We start from the raw sequence: 17,091 nt of genomic DNA, 5'->3' as shown, positions 1-17,091 counted from the left end.
CACCTTCCCCACAGGCCAACCGACCACCTTGGTGTGACGCCTTTCACTCGGCACGGTGATGGGGCGCGTTGCGTTGCCGAACAGTGGACAGCCGTGTGGAGAAGCTGGGGAAAGCTGGGGACAACCGGCTCGAGCCTGTGGGTTGCCGGTGGACAAGTTCATGCACACCCTGTGGACGAGATTTTCTTCCACAACCTGTGGAGGACCGTCGTCCACCAATCCACAACCACCTGACCTGGCTTGATGATCCTTCAGCAGGGTCCCCTGTGGACATCATCTGGACAACTTCCCGGTCCCCAGGGTGTGGAAGGAAAAAAGTGCCCAGATCTGTGGAGAACAGGCCTCTCAGCTGCGGAAATCGAACAGTGGAGGGGGACGGACGGGGTCCACGCGCGCGTGCACAACGGCAAAGGGCGCCCCGGAAGTTGCTCCGGAGCGCCCTTCAAAGGTGTTTCTCGGCGTCTGTCAGCCGTTCTTGATGCGGTTCGTGAGCTCGGTGACCTGGTTGTAGATCGAGCGTCGTTCGGCCATCAACGCACGGATCTTGCGGTCCGCGTGCATGACCGTGGTGTGGTCGCGGCCGCCGAACTGCGCGCCGATCTTGGGCAGGGAGAGGTCCGTCAGCTCGCGGCAGAGGTACATCGCGATCTGGCGTGCCGTCACCAGGACGCGGCTGCGCGAGGATCCGCAGAGGTCGTCCACCGTAAGACCGAAGTAGTCCGCTGTCGCCGCCATGATGGCCGTCGCCGTGATCTCCGGAGCCGCGTCCTCGCCACCCGGGATCAGGTCCTTGAGGACGATCTCCGTAAGACCCAGGTCCACCGGCTGCCGATTGAGCGAGGCGAAGGCCGTGACCCGGATCAGCGCGCCCTCGAGCTCACGGATGTTGCGTGAGATGCGGGACGCGATGAACTCCAGGACCTCCGGAGGGGCGTTGAGCTGCTCCTGCACCGCCTTCTTACGAAGGATGGCGATACGCGTCTCCAGCTCCGGCGGCTGGACGTCGGTGATCAGTCCCCACTCGAAGCGGTTGCGCAGCCGGTCCTCCAGGGTCACCAGCTGCTTGGGCGGCCGGTCACTGGAGAGCACGATCTGCTTGTTCGCGTTGTGGAGCGTGTTGAAGGTGTGGAAGAACTCCTCCTGCGTCGACTCCTTGCTCGCGAGGAACTGGATGTCGTCGACCAGCAGGATGTCCATCTCGCGGTAGCGCTTGCGGAAGGTGTCGCCCTTGCCGTCGCGGATGGAGTTGATGAACTCGTTGGTGAACTCCTCGGAGCTCACGTAACGCACGCGCGTGCCGGGATAGAGGCTGCGGGCGTAGTGCCCGATCGCGTGCAGAAGATGCGTTTTGCCAAGCCCCGACTCTCCGTAGATGAAGAGGGGGTTGTACGCCTTGGCGGGCGCCTCGGCGACGGCGACCGCCGCCGCGTGCGCGAAACGGTTCGACGCGCCGATCACGAAGGTGTCGAAGAGGTACTTCGGGTTGAGTCGCGCGGTGGGCTCACCGGGGGCCGACGCGGGGGCCGGCTGCGCGGCCAGCGGGCCGGGGGCACCGCTGCCGTGGACACCGTGGCCGTTGCCGTGACCTCCGCCCCTGGGGTCGGAGTGCCCACCGGTACCGGACTGCTCGTGCCGCTCCCGCCGGTCGTGGCGGTCCTGCTGGTCCTGGCGGTCCTGGCGGTGCTGTTCGTACGGGGAGCGCCCCTGCGGTGGCTGCGACCGGTAGTCGTGCTGAGGCTGCTGAGGGCTCGCGTACGGGTCCCGCTCGGGGAAGCCGAGCCGCGGCTGCTGCCAGCCGTAGTCGTCCTGCTGCTGGGGCTGCTGCTGTTGCTGCGGCCAGGCGCCGGGTCCGGGGCGCTGGTAGTCGGGGTACGCGGGGCGGGCGGTCGGCAGCTGATCGGGCCCACGGCCCGAGGAGTGCTCGTCCGAGGTGCGGCGGCCGTATCCGTCGTACGGCTCATGTCCCTGACCGGTGCCCGGGTGCTGCTCGGGCTCTTCGTAGCGTTGCTGCTGTTGCTGGCCGGGCTGCTGCTGGAGGGGCGGCGCCGGCGGGCCCATGGGCTCGCCGACCGAGTCGTCCACCGTGATGGCGATACGGATCGGACGACCGCACTCGCGGCTCAGCGACTCGCTGACGATGGGTGCGAGACGTCCCTCCAGTACGCCCTTGGCGAATTCGTTCGGTACGGCCAGCAGTGCGGTGTCGGCGACCAGAGCCAGGGGCTGGCAGCGTTTGATCCAGCGCTCGTCCTTCGCGTCTACACCGTGCCCCCGCCCCTCACCCAGCAGCTGCTCCAGAACTCGTGGCCACACTGCGGCAAGATCGGCAGGTACGTCAGCCACAAGGCACGCTCTCTCACGGGGTCCCACGAAGGTGTGGTTCTTGGGACGGAAATCGGGATGGGGAGGGAGAAGGGAATGAATCGGAGTTTGGCCAAGGTAGTCAGGGCAACGGCTGCGGTTCAAGTTGTTGTCCACAGGCTGTGCACAGTGTCTCTCCCTGACGGTCGGTTTGACCGGATGGCGTAGCCCCGCGTACCGTGACCAGGTCGAGTTGTCGATGGCTGCTGCCGCCTGCCTCCGATGGGCAAAGATCACGATCTGTGATTGTGAAGCGGTGCACTCGGTGCGTATTCGCGAGCTTCTCGTGGGCGCACGGTGACAGCCAGGCGATGTCCCGCCACCACACAATCATTTCTGGAGCCCCCGAGTGAGCAAGCGCACCTTCCAGCCGAACAACCGCCGTCGCGCCAAGACCCACGGCTTCCGCCTGCGGATGCGCACCCGTGCCGGCCGCGCGATTCTCGCGAACCGTCGTGGCAAGGGTCGCGCCAGCCTTTCCGCCTAATCGCATTAGGTCATGACGTCGTGCTGCCTACCGAGCATCGGCTGAGGCGGCGCGAAGACTTCGCGACCGCGGTACGCCGAGGACGACGGGCCGGACGCCCGCTTCTCGTCGTCCATCTACGTAGCGGTGCAACGGACCCGCACGCGCCTGGGGAGAGCGTTCCCCCGACGCGTGCGGGTTTCGTCGTGAGCAAGGCCGTTGGCGGAGCAGTCGTACGCAACAAGGTGAAGCGCAGGCTTCGCCATCTGATGCGTGACCGGGTGGCTCAGCTGCCCCCCGGTAGCCTGGTAGTCGTACGAGCGTTGCCCGGTGCGGGTGACGCCGCCCATGCACAGCTGGCCCAAGACCTGGATGCCGCTCTTCAGCGGCTGCTGGGAGGGGGCGCTCGATGAAGTACCCACTGCTGGCTCTGATCAAGCTGTATCAGTGGACGATCAGTCCGTTGCTTGGTCCGGTGTGCAAGTACTACCCGTCGTGCTCCCGCTACGGCTACCTGGCCATCGACCGGCACGGTGCGATCAAGGGAACGGCGCTCACTGCCTGGCGCATCCTGCGGTGCAACCCGTGGTCGCTCGGTGGTGTCGACCATGTCCCGCCGCGCAAGCGCCCGCGGTGGCACGAGATGCTGCGTGCCACGTGGCAGGAACGCAAGGGCGGGCCCTCCGCCGCTGGCGTGCCGTCCGGAGAGACCTCCCCGGATACCCCGAGCCCGGCCGCCGAGACCCCGTCCCATGCTCAAGGAGCCTGATTAGTGGACACGATTGCCAGTCTGTTCAGCTTCATCACGACACCCGTTTCCTGGGTCATCGTCCAGTTCCACTCGCTGTACGGGGCGATCTTCGGCCCTGACACGGGCTGGGCCTGGGGCTTGTCCATCGTGTCCCTGGTGATCCTGATCCGTATCTGCCTGATCCCGCTCTTCGTGAAGCAGATCAAGGCGACCCGGGCGATGCAGACGCTGCAGCCCGAGATGAAGAAGATCCAGGAACGCTACAAGAGCGACAAGCAGCGTCAGTCCGAAGAGATGATGAAGCTGTACAAGGAGTCGGGTACCAACCCGCTCTCCTCGTGCCTTCCCATCCTGGCGCAGTCGCCGTTCTTCTTCGCCCTGTACCACGTGCTCTCCGGCATCGCGTCGAACGACACCATCGGCGTCATCGACAAGCCGCTGCTCGAGAGCGCGCAGAAGGCGCACATCTTCGGCGCCCCGCTGGCCGCGAAGTTCATGGACAGCGAGGAAAAGGTCGCGGCGCTGCACGCCTCGCTGACCGACGTCCGCGTCGTGACCGCGATCATGATCGTCCTGATGTCGTTCTCGCAGTTCTACACGCAGCGCCAGCTGATGACGAAGAACGTGGACACGACGGTCAAGACGCCGTTCATGCAGCAGCAGAAGATGCTGATGTACGTGTTCCCGATCATGTTCGCCGTGTTCGGCATCAACTTCCCCGTCGGTGTCCTCGTCTACTGGCTGACCACCAACGTGTGGACCATGGGCCAGCAGATGTTCGTGATCCGTCGGAACCCGACTCCGGGCTCCAAGGCCCAGGCCGCGTTCCTGGAGCGCCTGCACAAGCAGCTCTCGCACACCAAGAAGGTGCGGGGCCGTGGCAACGCGAACGTCATCAAGGCGATCGTCGCCAAGGGCCGTGACCGCAACGAGTTCGAGCGCAAGTTTATCAACGGTCTGAGCAAGGAAGGCCTGGTCGCCCAGGCTGACGGCTCGGTCGCGCCGAGCGAGTCCGCCGTCGCCACGGAGACCGAGGACGGCACTCCGGCCGCCGGTGGCGGTGCCCCGAAGCGGCAGCAGCCCAAGCGCCAGAGCAAGTCGCAGCGTCAGTCCGCCGCCGCACACAGCAAGGCGGAGAGCGACACGGAGACGGCTTCGGATGCGAAGACGTCACTGGAGAAGACTCAGGACGAGCCTGAGGACGCCACCCCCAAGGACAAGGCCGCGGGCGGCAAGACCGGGTCAGGAAACGCACGCCAAGCCAAGTCCGGGCAGCGCAAGGGCCAGCAGCGCCCCAAGCACCCGTCCAAGAAGTAGAAGGAGTCCATCCCGTGACGGAAGGCACCACCGCCCCCGCCGAGGCTGAGGCCGAGGTCGAGGCCGGCGACACTCTTACCCGTCTTGAGCAGGAGGGCGAGATCGCGGCGGACTACCTCGAGGGTCTGCTGGACATCGCCGATCTCGACGGCGACATCGACATGGACGTCGAGGCCGACCGCGCCGCTGTCTCGATCATCAGCGACTCGAACAGCCGCGATCTGCAGAAGCTCGTCGGCCGTGACGGTGAGGTCCTGGAGGCGCTCCAGGAGCTGACGCGTCTCGCGGTGCACCGCGAGACGGGTGACCGCAGCCGTCTGATGCTGGACATCGCGGGCTACCGTGCCAAGAAGCGCGAGGAGCTCTCCGAGCTGGGCGCCAAGGCCGCGGCCGAGGTGAAGAGCTCCGGTGAGCCGGTCAACCTCAAGCCGATGACGCCCTTCGAGCGCAAGGTCGTGCATGATGCGGTCAAGGCCGCCGGTCTGCGCAGCGAGTCCGAGGGCGAGGAGCCGTCGCGCTTCGTCGTCGTGCTTCCCGCCTGATCGCACGTCGTTCTCCCGGCCCCGTCTGTTCACAGGCGGGGCCGGTCTTTTCAGCCTGATAGTCAGCCACCCCAGTGCGGTACGGAAGGACGGTCCCCGTGACGGAGGCAGCGGAGCTCCCCTCGGCGCCCGAGCAGGCCCGGGCGGTATTCGGTGAGCGCTTCTCGGACGCGGTCCGGTACGCGGAGTTGCTGGCCGATGCGGGAGTGCGGCGCGGCCTGATCGGCCCCCGCGAAGTGCCCCGGCTGTGGGAGCGGCACCTGCTGAACTGCGCGGTCCTCTCCGAGGTCGTGCCCGAGAACGTGATGGTGTGCGACGTCGGCTCGGGCGCGGGTCTGCCGGGCATTCCGCTGGCTCTCGTCCGGCCGGACCTGAAGATCACGCTGCTTGAACCGCTGCTGCGACGGACGACCTTCCTCACCGAAGTGGTCGAGCTGCTCGGGCTCGACCATGTGACGGTCGTGCGCGGGCGGGCCGAAGAGGTCCTTGGGAAGCTGCCTCCCGTCCACGTGGTGACGGCGCGGGCCGTTGCGCCACTGGACCGCCTCGCGGCCTGGGGCGTGCCGCTCCTGCGTCCGTACGGGGAGATGCTGTTGCTCAAGGGCGACACGGCCGAGGAAGAGGTCAAGGCTGCGGGAGCGGCTCTGGGCAAGCTCGGCGCGGTGACCACATCGGTGCTGCACGTCGGCGAGGGCGTGGTGGACCCGCTGTCCACGGTCGTGCGGGTTGAGGTCGGAGAGAGCCCCGGTGGTGTGCGCTTCGCGGCCAAGCGCGCGAAGGCTGCCCGAACGGGGCGGACCCGGCGTCGTCGCTGAGCGGTCTCACCCTCGTCGTTCATCCGTCCTGACGACGAGCCGTACTCCACAAAAGCTTCCAAACGTACGCATACCGGGGTGTCGCGCAAGCGGCACCCCGGCTGCCGTGCATCGTGTTTCACGTGAAACGTCGCTCACTGCTGCATGGCATCATCAGTCGCGGCCGCGCTGCGGAACCTCGCGACCGCCGGCCACTCGGTTCCCTCGATAAGGGAACGGAGTTGTCCACAGAGGTGGATTCGTCCACAGAAGACCGGGCCTCGCTGGTTCACGACCCTCAAAGCATGGGAGGCTCTGTTCATTGCGAGCCTGAAGTCGAGGAGAGTGAATCCTTGCGGTCCGACGCCAACATCGCGGGACCGATGACCGATCCGGTCCCCGGTCCCCGTACCGAGTCGGCGGGGGAGGATGTTTCACGTGAAACACCGCCCCCGATGGACGACACCCCTATCGGTCGTGCTGCCCAACTGGCGGTGGAAGCCCTTGGCCGTGCAGGCGAGGGCCTGCCACGACCCGAGCAGACCCGAGTCATGGTGGTTGCCAATCAGAAGGGTGGAGTGGGCAAGACGACGACAACCGTCAACCTCGCCGCTTCACTCGCTCTGCACGGCGCGCGCGTCCTGGTCGTCGACCTCGACCCGCAGGGCAACGCCTCCACAGCTCTGGGAATCGATCACCACGCCGAAGTTCCGTCGATCTACGACGTGTTGGTCGAGAGCAAGCCGCTGTCAGAAGTCGTGCAGCCGGTCCCCGATGTCGAGGGACTCTTCTGCGCTCCGGCCACCATCGATCTCGCCGGTGCGGAGATCGAGCTGGTGTCGCTCGTGGCGCGTGAGAGCCGACTGCAGCGGGCGATCCAGGCGTACGAGCAGCCGCTGGACTACATCCTCATCGACTGCCCGCCGTCGCTCGGTCTGCTGACGGTCAACGCTCTGGTCGCCGGCGCGGAGGTGCTGATCCCGATTCAGTGCGAGTACTACGCACTGGAGGGCCTCGGTCAGCTCCTGCGCAACGTCGACCTGGTGCGGGGACACCTGAACCCCAACCTGCACGTCTCGACGATCCTGCTCACCATGTACGACGGCCGGACCCGGCTCGCCTCACAGGTGGCGGACGAGGTGCGCAGCCACTTCGGCGAAGAGGTCCTGCGGACGAGCATTCCCCGCTCGGTCCGTATCTCCGAGGCGCCGAGCTACGGGCAGACTGTGCTCACCTACGATCCAGGGTCGAGCGGTGCCCTCTCGTACTTCGAGGCGGCACGGGAGATCGCGCTCCGCGGTGTCGGCGTTCGCTACGACGTACAGCACGCCCACACGGGCGCTCAGAATGATCAGCACAGCATGACGGAGGGGATGCAGTGAGCGAGCGACGAAGAGGGCTGGGTCGTGGCCTCGGCGCCCTGATCCCTGCGGCCCCGACGGAGAAGTCGACCGCCCAGGCCATGGGCGGAGCTTCGAACTCGCCCAGTGCTGTACCGGTACTCACCGCTGAGCGGGGGATCGCGGCCGCGAAGGTGGCGGCGCTCCCGCAGAGCCCCGTTTCACATGAAACGGAGCAGCCGCTGAACGGAGCGGTGGAGGCCGAGGAGAGTCCGGTCGGTGCGCACTTCGCCGAGCTGCCTCTCGACTTCATCACGCCCAACCCGAGGCAGCCCCGTGAGGTCTTCGACGAGGACGCCCTCGCCGAGCTCGTGACTTCCATCAAGGAGGTCGGGCTTCTCCAGCCTGTCGTCGTACGGCAGGTAGGGGCCTCGCGCTACGAGCTCATCATGGGCGAGCGGCGCTGGCGTGCTTGCCGTGAGGCAGGGCTCGAGCGCATCCCGTCGATCGTCCGCGCGACGGACGACGAGAAGCTCCTCCTGGACGCGCTCCTTGAGAACCTGCACCGTGCGCAGCTGAATCCGCTGGAAGAGGCTGCCGCCTACGACCAGCTGCTCAAGGACTTCAACTGCACGCACGATCAGCTGGCGGACCGGATCGGCCGTTCCCGCCCGCAGGTCTCGAACACGCTGCGGCTGCTGAAGCTGTCGCCGGGCGTCCAGCGCAGGGTCGCCGCCGGAGTGCTCTCCGCGGGCCACGCTCGTGCTCTGCTGTCCGTAGAGGACTCGGAGGAGCAGGACCGCCTGGCGCATCGGATCGTGGCCGAGGGGCTCTCGGTGCGGGCCGTCGAGGAGATCGTGACCCTCATGGGTTCACGGCCACAGAGTGCCCCGCGGGCCAAGGGGCCGCGTGCGGGCGCTCGGGTATCGCCGTCGCTGACCAACCTCGCCACTCGTCTCTCCGACCGGTTCGAGACCCGTGTGAGGGTGGACCTGGGGCAGAAGAAGGGCAAGATCGTCGTCGACTTCGCCTCCCTGGAGGACCTGGAGCGCATCCTCGCGACGCTCGCTCCGGGCGAGGGGCCGGTCCTGAAGAACGGACTGGCCGAGGACCCCGCCGAGGACGACACGTCCGAGGGCGGAGAGGCCTGAGCCTCGACAGCCAGTCCGCTGAGAGCGGGCCGTGTCCGGTGTGTACCGGAACACGGCCCGCTCTTTGCTTTCTTACGGTATCGGTGCAATCGCATCGTGGATACGATGCGATTGGGTATGGCACATCCAGCTGACGGCACCTCATGGGAGGGGAGAGGGCCATGCGATCGGTGAGCCGCACCGGACTGATGACTGCGGGCCTTGGGCTGGGAGCCGTCGGCGGATTCGTCGGCAGCCTGCTGAAGGAACGGAGCGCTCTGACTGCCGCCCGTGATGCGGCGGGCGAAGGAAGTGAGGAACAGCCTTCATGGGGCGTCGGCTCGTACCGCTCACGCTGGACAACCTCCCGGACCTTCCCCAGCGTTGCCGGACGTGTGTCTTCTGGGAGCTGGACCCGGTCAGCGGCCAGGCCGCGGTAAAGGCCGGTACGCCGGAGCTCGAGAAGGAGGCGTGGATCTCCGCCGTCCTGCTGGAGTGGGGATCCTGCGGCCGAGTCGTCTACGTCGATGATGTTCCGGTTGGCTTCGTGCTGTACGCCCCGCCGGCGTACGTGCCCCGTGCCACCGCGTTTCCGACGAGCCCCGTGTCCCCCGATGCCGTGCAGCTGATGACCGCTTGGATCATGCCGGGCTATCAGGGCCAGGGGATCGGCCGTGTGATCGTCCAGACAGTCGCGAAGGATCTGCTGCGCCGCGGGTTCAAGGCGATCGAGGCCTTCGGGGATGCCCGATGGGAGAAGCCCGCCTGTGTGCTGCCCGCCGATCATCTACTGGCGGTGGGCTTCAAGACGGTCCGCCCGCATCCCTCGTATCCACGGCTGAGGCTTGAGCTGCGTACGACGCTCTCCTGGAAGGAGGACGTCGAGCTGGCGCTCGACCGACTGCTCGGAGCCGTGCAGAAGGAGCCCGTGCTCCGACCGCTCTGACTCATGCTGGTCACGCACCCCTGTCGTGCGAATGGGCCAACCCCGGAGGGTTGGCCCATTCGTGTTTCACGTGAAACAACGCGTCGCTTGTCGCGACGCCGCTCGCTACTCGGCGATGAAGTCCGCGAGGTCGCGCTCGAGAGCGGCCTTCGGCTTGGCGCCGACGATCGTCTTGGCCACCTCGCCGTCCTGGTACACGTTCAGGGTCGGGATGGACATGACGCCGTACTTGGCCGCGATGCCCGGGTTCTCGTCGATGTTGAGCTTCACGATCTCGATCTTGTCGCCGTGCTCGGCCGCGATCGCCTCGAGGGACGGCGCGATCTGGCGGCACGGTCCGCACCAAGCGGCCCAGAAGTCCACCAGGACGGGCTTGTCGTTCTTCAGGACGTCTTCCTCGAAGGAGGCGTCGGTCACGTTCTTCAGAGTGCCGGCCACGGCGGGCTCCTTAACTTGGTGGTGCGGTGGGGAGGATGGGATGTCAGACGGCGGCGGCAGCCGTCTCGCTGTCCACGAGGGCAGCGAGGAACCGCTCGGAGTCGAGGGCGGCGGAGCAGCCGGTACCGGCCGCCGTGATCGCCTGGCGGTACGTGTGGTCGACGACGTCACCGGCGGCGAAGACGCCGGGAACGTTCGTCCGGGTCGAGGGCGCGTCGACCTTCAGGTAGCCCTCGTCGTCCAACGTGAGCTGGCCCTTGAAGAGCTCCGTACGCGGGTCGTGGCCGATGGCGATGAACAGGCCGGTCACGGGCAGCTCGGCGGTCTCACCCGTCTTCAGGTTGCGCAGCGTCAGGCCGGAGAGCTTCTGCTCGCCCTTGATCTCGGCGATCTCGCTGTCCCACACGAACTTGATCTTCGGGTCGGCGAAGGCGCGCTCCTGCATCGCCTTGGAGGCGCGCAGGGTGTCGCGGCGGTGCACGATCGTCACGGACTTGGCGAAGCGCGAGAGGAAGGTGGCTTCCTCCATCGCGGTGTCGCCGCCGCCGATCACGGCGATGTCCTGATCCTTGAAGAAGAAGCCGTCGCAGGTCGCGCACCAGGAGACGCCGCGTCCGGAGAGTGCGTCCTCGTTCGGCAGGCCGAGCTTGCGGTGCTGGGAGCCGGTCGTCACGATCACGGTCTTCGCGCGGTGGACGGTGCCTGCCGTGTCGGTCACGGTCTTGATCTCGCCGCTGAGGTCGACGGAGATCACATCGTCCGGCACCAGCTCGGCGCCGAAGCGCTCGGCCTGGGCCCGCATGTTGTCCATGAGCTCGGGGCCCATGACGCCGTCCTGGAAGCCGGGGAAGTTCTCCACCTCGGTGGTGTTCATCAGCGCACCGCCTGCGGTGACGGCGCCCTCGAACACCAGGGGCTTCAGCGACGCTCGCGCGGTGTAGAGCGCCGCCGTGTAGCCGGCGGGCCCGGAGCCGATGATGATCACGTTACGGACGTCGGTCACGGCTTGAGTCCTCGTCTCTGGAGACTGCTGCGTACTGCTGGTGGGTGCCTGTCTCAGGTCTCTCACCCCACCCAACGGATCCTACGGGGCATGCATTCCCGACGTGTCCGAGCGCACGGAAGCATGTCAGGGACGTCAGGATGCCACGCTGGGCCGAGTCCACCGCCGCGGCGGTGAGAGGGTCAGGGCCGCGCGTAGGAGTTGGTCAGCAGTACCTTGCCCGCAGCGGTGGCCGACGACGCCTTGTCGACGCACGTCGCGTCGATGACGTACGCGGAGACCTTCGTGCTGTCGGAGTCGTGGGACGCCACGACGAGGTAGGCGTCCTTCCCCTTATAGGTGCCCTCTTCGGCGGCGAGCGCTGTCCTGTCGCCGATGCCGAGCTGAATGCACTTCGGGATGCTGACCGTGGCCTCGCGCAGCGGTGCTCCCTTTTCCTTCGGGGACTCTGGGCTGGACCGCACGCCGAAGGACGGCTCGTCGCTGCCGGAGGAGTCGGGTCCCTTGGTGGGCGCCTCGGTGAGCAGGTCGGTCACCTGGCCCTTGAGCGTGCCTTCGGAGAAGGCGTGCGCGGAGTCGGAGTGGCCCGATGCCGTGTCGCTCTTACCGCCCGAGTCGCCGCCCACGTTCTGTATCAGCAAGGAACCGAGACCGATGGCGGCTGCGGTGAAGACAGCACCGAGCACTACGTTGCGCCGACGGCCACTCCGGAACTTGCTTCCGCGTCCGGGGCCCGTGGCGGCACGGGCGTGCCCCGGGGGCCGGTCTGCGGGTGGGCCGGAGGCGGGCGTTGTTTCACGTGAAACACGCACAGCGGCCGCCGGCTTGAGTGCTGGGTCCGGATCGATCGACTCGACGGAGACGGGCGCGATTTCGACGGAGCCGGGCGCGATGGAGTCCAGCAGAGCTTCCGCCGCCAGCGCCGCGTCGATGCGCCCGGCGACGTCGGCCGGCATCCGTGGCGGTCCCGGCAGCGTGCCGAGCATGCCGCGGATCTCCTCCAGGGAGTCGTAGACATCGGCGCAGAGCGGGCAGCCGTCCAGGTGTCGCCGCACATCGACGGTTCGGGACGGAGTGAGCAGCCCCTCCGTGAGGTCGGAGATCTCAGCGACTTCTGGGTGCCCGGCCGAGTCGGTCGTGGTTGTCACGCTCGCCCACCTCCGCCCTTCACAGCAGCTGAATCGCTTGGTCCCGCATCCCGTGGTCCCGCTGCAGGTGGGACGGATGTCCCCTGCGTCCGGTTCCTTCCCGGGTCCGGCTTCTTGCCGTCCTTGTCGGCGCCGCTGTCTCCGCGCTGCGCGCGCGTCTCCGTGCGCAGGTGGGTGAGCAGCGGCAGCAGTCTGGCTCTGCCGCGTGCGCAGCGGCTCTTCACGGTGCCGGTGGGCACTTCGAGCACGAGGGCCGCCTCGGCCACCGGATAGCCCTGCATGTCCACAAGGACCAGGGCGGCGCGCTGGTCGTGCGGCAGGGTGCCCAGCGCCTCGACGACCTCGCGGTGCAGATCGCCACGCTCGACGGGGGCCGCCGCTGACTCGTGCGGCTCGAGGAGCTGCTCGAGCCGTTCGTTGTCGTCGATGGGAGAGGTCTTCCGGGACGCCGCCTTGCGCGCCCGGTCGAGGCAGGCGTTCACGGTGATCCGATGCAACCACGTCGTGACGGCCGACTGCCCGCGGAAGGTGTGCGCGGCACGGTAGGCGGAGACGAGAGCGTCCTGGACGGCGTCAGCGGCTTCCTCGCGGTCGCCCAGCGTGCGCAGGGCCACGGCCCACAGGCGATCGCGATGGCGTCGGACGAGTTCGCCGAAGGCGTCCTTGTCCCCGGCCACGTGGCGGGCCAGGAGGTCCTGGTCGCTCATCTCGCCGTGCGTGGTGTCGTCCACCGTCGAACCCCCTCCCCCGGTGAGCCTTGGCCCGTCAGCCTGTGAACTTCACGTCCGTGATGGCCTGCTTGTACCCCGCGCTGCTGTACTCATCACGCGGTGACCGCGGTACATCGGTGAGCCAGACGAGTACGTACCGCGTCGAGACCGGCCTCTTCGCCTTGATCTTCGCGGATTGGCCCGTGGTCGTGGCGGTCCCGATCTTCTTCATCGAGCTCGGGGGCGTCGACGAGGACATCGAGTCCGCGGCATACAGCTCGACCGTCGTGTGGTCGCCGAGGTAGCGGAGCCCGAGCGACGCGGCCGACACGTCCTGCTCCTTGCCGAGGTCGTACACGATGCCGACGCCGGGCTTGTAGGGGGCCAGCTTGGGGCCCCCTATGAAGCTGTTGGTCCGCCAGTACGTCGAGTCGTCGCCGTCGTACGTGTTGGGGACGCCTTGAAGGTCCTGAGCTTCGCCCTCGAGGACGTACTCCTGGGCGTTCGCGATCTTGATCGGATGCGTGGGCTTCGGCTTGTTCTTGTCGCCCTCGTCGGAGGTGTCCGAGCTGCCGGGTTCATCGGAGTTCCCCCGGTCCATCAGCGCGTCCGCAAGCTGCCAGCTACCGAGCCCCAGGGCCGCGATGAGCAGTGCGGACACAGCCCACTTGAGGGCCTTTCCGGTACGGCTCTGCAGCGGAGGCGGTGGGGTGGGCACTGGCTGGGTGGCGCCCGGACGGGGCGCGGTGCGGCCGTACGTGCCCTGTTGATAGGTCGTGCGCTGGTACTCGGGCGGTGCGGTGAACGCGGGCTCCGGCGGGCGGATGCGGGGCATCTCGCCGATCGCCTTCACCAGCTCCTCCGGCGTCGTGCACGGCGGCTCCTGGCGGGAGGCCGTCGCACCCTCGTTCACGAGCGCGCGCATGGCGAGTTCGGAGAGGCCCCTGTGCACGCCTGCGCGCACTTGGTCGGGGGCGATCAGACCGACACCCTTGGGCAGCCCGGAGAGGCCGTACGCGTCGTCCTCGTACGGCCAGCGCTGGGTCAGCGAGGCGTACAGGAGTGCACCGACCGCTTCGGTGTCCGTGCGCTGCGGGGTGTCGGAGCTGATGCCGCGCAGCGCCGCGTTCACGGCGAGGCCGCGGATGCGGTACTGACCGGAGGACGTCCGCAGCACCGCGCTCGGGGTCAGCCGCAGGTGGGCGAGGCCCTCACGATGGGCGGCAGCCATGGCCTGGGCGACCTGACTGACGAGCTGGTACGCGTCGTGCGCCTCAAGAGGGCCCGCCGCGAGCAGCGCGGTGAGTTCCGTGGCGTCGGGCAGCCACTCGTGCACCACGTAGACGAGGTCGTTCTCCTCCACCGCGTCCAGGACGTGCACGAAGCGGGGGTCGCCGAGCAGCGCCGACGAGCGGGCCGCGGCGAGTACCGATCGTGCCCGTGGATGGTCCGCGGGCAGCAGATGTACACCGACGGCCCGGCGGAGCTTCTCGTCCACCGCACGCCAGCTGCTGAAACCGTCCAGACGGGTGACGCACTCTTCGAGTCGATAGCGTCTGGCGAGCTTGTGACCGCTGTGCAGCTCGGGGGGTGATGCCGCCCCCGGGCCAGTGGGCTCACCGGTCTCTGCTGCGCCTTCTTCTGCCGTTTCCCGCTCCCGGGTCTGGGCCACCCCGTCGGCCGTGGCCTCGTCCGCCTTCGCGGTCAGCGGCTCATCGCCGCTGTTGTCTGCCACGTCGACGGCAGCCGTGCTCCGTTCCGCCACCGTCGTTCCTGCCTCCCCATCCATTGCGCTTCGTCAGACGCCAAAGCCAATTGTGCCCACAGTCCGGCGCTATGCACGACACGCGGTGGCCGGTGATGGTTGTGCGAACCCCTGGATCTCACCGTCCGAGACGGCCGCGGACCATCCCGACCATGGAATTGAGCTCCGCAATCCGCATCTTTCGGGCGGCCACGAAGAAGACGGCGCCGAGAACGATTCCACCGCCGATCAGGGCGGCGAGAGAGCCGAGGACACCCTGTCCGAGCCCTTGGGTGATCGCGTACGCGGCGCCGCCGCCGAGGAGCGCTGCGGGCACCGAGGCCATCCCGAGACGGGCGTACGTGCGCAGCACGTGTGAGCCGTCGAGATCGCCGCCCAGACGCTTGCGCAGCCGCTGCCAGGCGACACCCACGCCGATCGCGTACGCGAGGCCGTAGGACGCGGCCATACCGGCCACCGCCCAGCGGGTCGGCAGCAGGTAGAAGCAGAGCACGGCGGCCACCGCGTTCGCGCCGGCCACGATGACCGTGTTGTAGAAGGGGGTGCGTGTGTCTTCGTAGGCGTAGAACGCACGCAGGACGACGTACTGCACGGAGTACGGGATCAGGCCGAGGCTGAAGGCCATCAGCATGTAGCCCATGTTCGTGGCGCTGTCTGCGCCGGAGCCGCCGAAGATCAGCGTGCACATCGGGATGCCGAGCGCGATGAACCCGAAGGAGATCGGGACAATGGCGACCGCTGTGTTGCGCAGTCCCTGTGAGATGTCGTCCCGGACGGCTCCGGTGTCCCCGTCGTGGGCGGAGCGGGACAGCCGGGGCAGCAAGGCGGCCATCAGCGACACGGTGATGATGGCCTGCGGCAGACCCCAGATGAGCTGAGCGTTGGCGTAGGCCGCGAAGCCGGTGCCGTCGACACCGGATTCCTTGCCCGCCGCGGTGGACAGCTGGATGACGAAGATGGCGCCCGCCTGGTTGGCGAGCACGAAGAGCACGGTCCACTTGGCGAGCTTCGCGGCCTTGCCGAGGCCGTGGCCCTTCCAGTCGAAGCGCAGCTTCAGCTTGAATCCGGACTCCCGCAGGTACGGGATCATCGCGAGGCCCTGGACGACGATGCCGAGCAGGATGCCGATCCCGAGCAGCCGCTCGGCCTCGGGCGGCATCGTGCCGGCGGTCATGTGCGAGGTGTCGATCGTGCCGTACACCCAGATGAAGGTGCCGAGGGTGCAGATGATGACGATGTTGTTGAGGACCGGGGTCCACATCATCGGGCCGAACGATCCGCGGGCGTTCAGGATCTGCCCCATCACCACATGGACGCCCATGAAGAAGATCGAGGGCAGGAAGTACCGGACGAACGTGATCGCGACCTCGTTGGCCGCGGGGTCGTTGGCGACGGGTACGGCGAGCATGCGGACGAACAGTGGCGCGGCGAACATCGCGCCCACCGTGAGCGCGCCGAGCACCACCATGACGACCGTGAGGAGCCTGTTTGCGTAGGCCTGGCCGCCGTCGCTGTCGTCCTTCATGGCGCGGACGAGCTGCGGCACGAAGACCGAGTTCAGACCGCCGCCGACGGTCAGGATGTAGATCATCGTCGGCAACTGGTAGGCGACCTGGAAGGTGTCACCCAGCAGGCTGACGCCCAGCGCGGCGACAATCAGCGCGGAGCGGATGAAACCGGTGAGCCGGGAGACCATCGTGCCCGCGGCCATCACCGCACTCGACTTCAACAGGCTCGACGCCCGACCTCCGCCACCCGACTTCGGGGCCGGTGCGGGAGTCGGGGGAGCTGCCGGGGCCGGGACCATCGGAGGCTCGGGGGGCTGGTGGCCGCCCGGTTGTTGGTAGCCGTTGCCTTGGGGATAGCCGTCCTGGGGGTAGCCGCCGCCCTGCTGATAGGTGGCGGCCTGCTGCTCGCGGTAGCCGCCCGGCTGCTGGTCCCGGAAGAGGTGGGCGAAGGCGTCCGGCTCGTGGCGCTCCTCGCCGGCCTGGGTGACCAGGTCGTCGACGCCCACGAACTGCGTCGTACGGGCGTCGTCGCCGTACGGGAGGTGCCGGGTCGGTCCTTCGGGTTCGGGGGCCGGGGTCTGGGCCCACACGCGGGGGTCCGGGGCGTGCTGCGGTGAGGGCGGCTGGGAGTAGAGCGGCTGGGGGTCCTGGTAGTAGCCGGGCGGCGGCGGGGGGTGCGCGGCGCGGTCGTACAGCGCCTCGGTCACCGGGTCCTGGGCGGTGAGGTCCTGTGCCCGGTAGGGGTCCTGGTCGTAGGCGTCCTGGAGGTACAGGTCCGGGGCGGGCTGGGGTGGCACCTGCCCGTCCTCAGGGGGACCGGAACCGCCCGCGCCCTGGCCACGGTCACCGTCGTACGGCGCGTTCATGGATTA

At 67.8% G+C, this 17,091-nt stretch carries 16 protein-coding genes; 9 read left to right on the top strand and 7 right to left on the bottom strand.

Features of this window, described 5'->3' with window-relative positions:
* Positions 1-465: 465 nt before the first annotated feature.
* On the bottom strand, positions 466-2,343 hold the full coding sequence (gene dnaA, locus ABD378_RS01565) for a chromosomal replication initiator protein DnaA (RefSeq protein ID WP_344518426.1): 1,878 nt from the start codon (positions 2,341-2,343) through the stop codon (positions 466-468).
* A 367-nt stretch (positions 2,344-2,710) separates the two neighbouring features.
* Between dnaA and rpmH the strand changes: the two genes are divergently transcribed.
* The 9 genes from rpmH to ABD378_RS01520 all read left to right on the top strand — a co-directional run bounded on the left by rpmH (position 2,711) and on the right by ABD378_RS01520 (position 9,647).
* Entirely contained in the window at positions 2,711-2,848 is a 138-nt protein-coding gene (gene rpmH, locus ABD378_RS01560) for a 50S ribosomal protein L34 (protein WP_006381191.1), read from the top strand.
* 20 nt (positions 2,849-2,868) lie between these two features.
* Positions 2,869-3,240 carry a ribonuclease P protein component gene (gene rnpA / locus ABD378_RS01555; RefSeq protein WP_344518425.1) on the top strand — a complete coding sequence of 124 codons (372 nt, stop codon included), beginning with the start codon at positions 2,869-2,871 and terminating at the stop codon, positions 3,238-3,240.
* On the top strand, positions 3,237-3,596 hold the full coding sequence (gene yidD, locus ABD378_RS01550) for a membrane protein insertion efficiency factor YidD (RefSeq protein ID WP_344518424.1): 360 nt from the start codon (positions 3,237-3,239) through the stop codon (positions 3,594-3,596). Before rnpA ends, yidD begins: the two co-directional genes overlap by 4 nt.
* A gap of 3 nt (positions 3,597-3,599) precedes the next feature.
* Positions 3,600-4,895, top strand: a complete 1,296-nt coding sequence (yidC, locus tag ABD378_RS01545; RefSeq protein ID WP_344518423.1) for a membrane protein insertase YidC — start codon at positions 3,600-3,602, stop codon at positions 4,893-4,895.
* 14 nt (positions 4,896-4,909) lie between these two features.
* Complete coding sequence (locus tag ABD378_RS01540) at positions 4,910-5,437, top strand: Jag family protein (protein ID WP_344518422.1); 528 nt, start codon at positions 4,910-4,912, stop codon at positions 5,435-5,437.
* A gap of 98 nt (positions 5,438-5,535) precedes the next feature.
* Positions 5,536-6,252, top strand: a complete 717-nt coding sequence (gene rsmG, locus ABD378_RS01535) for a 16S rRNA (guanine(527)-N(7))-methyltransferase RsmG (RefSeq protein WP_344518421.1) — start codon at positions 5,536-5,538, stop codon at positions 6,250-6,252.
* A gap of 284 nt (positions 6,253-6,536) precedes the next feature.
* Positions 6,537-7,613: a ParA family protein gene (locus ABD378_RS01530; protein ID WP_344518547.1), complete on the top strand. Its 1,077-nt coding sequence runs from the start codon at positions 6,537-6,539 to the stop codon at positions 7,611-7,613.
* Positions 7,610-8,722 (top strand): ParB/RepB/Spo0J family partition protein, encoded by a 1,113-nt coding sequence (locus ABD378_RS01525; RefSeq protein ID WP_344518420.1) that lies wholly within the window; start codon positions 7,610-7,612, stop codon positions 8,720-8,722. The genes ABD378_RS01530 and ABD378_RS01525 overlap by 4 nt, the downstream gene beginning before the upstream one ends.
* Before the next feature lie 307 nt (positions 8,723-9,029).
* Positions 9,030-9,647, top strand: coding sequence for a GNAT family N-acetyltransferase (locus tag ABD378_RS01520; RefSeq protein ID WP_160506106.1), 618 nt, complete (start codon positions 9,030-9,032; stop codon positions 9,645-9,647).
* Between the two features lie 105 nt (positions 9,648-9,752).
* On the opposite strand, the gene trxA is transcribed toward ABD378_RS01520, so the two are convergent.
* From trxA to murJ, 6 genes are all read right to left on the bottom strand, one after another.
* Positions 9,753-10,085, bottom strand: a complete 333-nt coding sequence (gene trxA / locus ABD378_RS01515; RefSeq protein ID WP_344518418.1) for a thioredoxin — start codon at positions 10,083-10,085, stop codon at positions 9,753-9,755.
* 43 nt (positions 10,086-10,128) lie between these two features.
* A complete protein-coding gene (gene trxB / locus ABD378_RS01510) occupies positions 10,129-11,088 on the bottom strand; it encodes a thioredoxin-disulfide reductase (RefSeq protein WP_344518417.1) in 960 nt (319 codons plus the stop codon).
* A 182-nt stretch (positions 11,089-11,270) separates the two neighbouring features.
* A complete protein-coding gene (locus ABD378_RS01505; RefSeq protein WP_344518416.1) occupies positions 11,271-12,236 on the bottom strand; it encodes an anti-sigma factor family protein in 966 nt (321 codons plus the stop codon).
* Complete coding sequence (sigM, locus tag ABD378_RS01500; RefSeq protein ID WP_344518415.1) at positions 12,233-12,967, bottom strand: RNA polymerase sigma factor SigM; 735 nt, start codon at positions 12,965-12,967, stop codon at positions 12,233-12,235. The genes ABD378_RS01505 and sigM overlap by 4 nt, the downstream gene beginning before the upstream one ends.
* 34 nt (positions 12,968-13,001) lie before the next feature.
* A complete protein-coding gene (locus ABD378_RS01495; protein WP_344518414.1) occupies positions 13,002-14,711 on the bottom strand; it encodes a protein kinase family protein in 1,710 nt (569 codons plus the stop codon).
* Positions 14,712-14,829: 118 nt separating this feature from the next.
* Positions 14,830-17,085, bottom strand: a complete 2,256-nt coding sequence (gene murJ, locus ABD378_RS01490; RefSeq protein ID WP_344518413.1) for a murein biosynthesis integral membrane protein MurJ — start codon at positions 17,083-17,085, stop codon at positions 14,830-14,832.
* Positions 17,086-17,091 lie beyond the last annotated feature (6 nt).

It is taken from the genome of Streptomyces rectiviolaceus (genome assembly GCF_039533825.1).
Taxonomy (GTDB): Bacteria; Actinomycetota; Actinomycetes; order Streptomycetales; family Streptomycetaceae; genus Streptomyces; species Streptomyces rectiviolaceus.
This window is presented reverse-complemented; position numbering and strand designations above follow the sequence as displayed.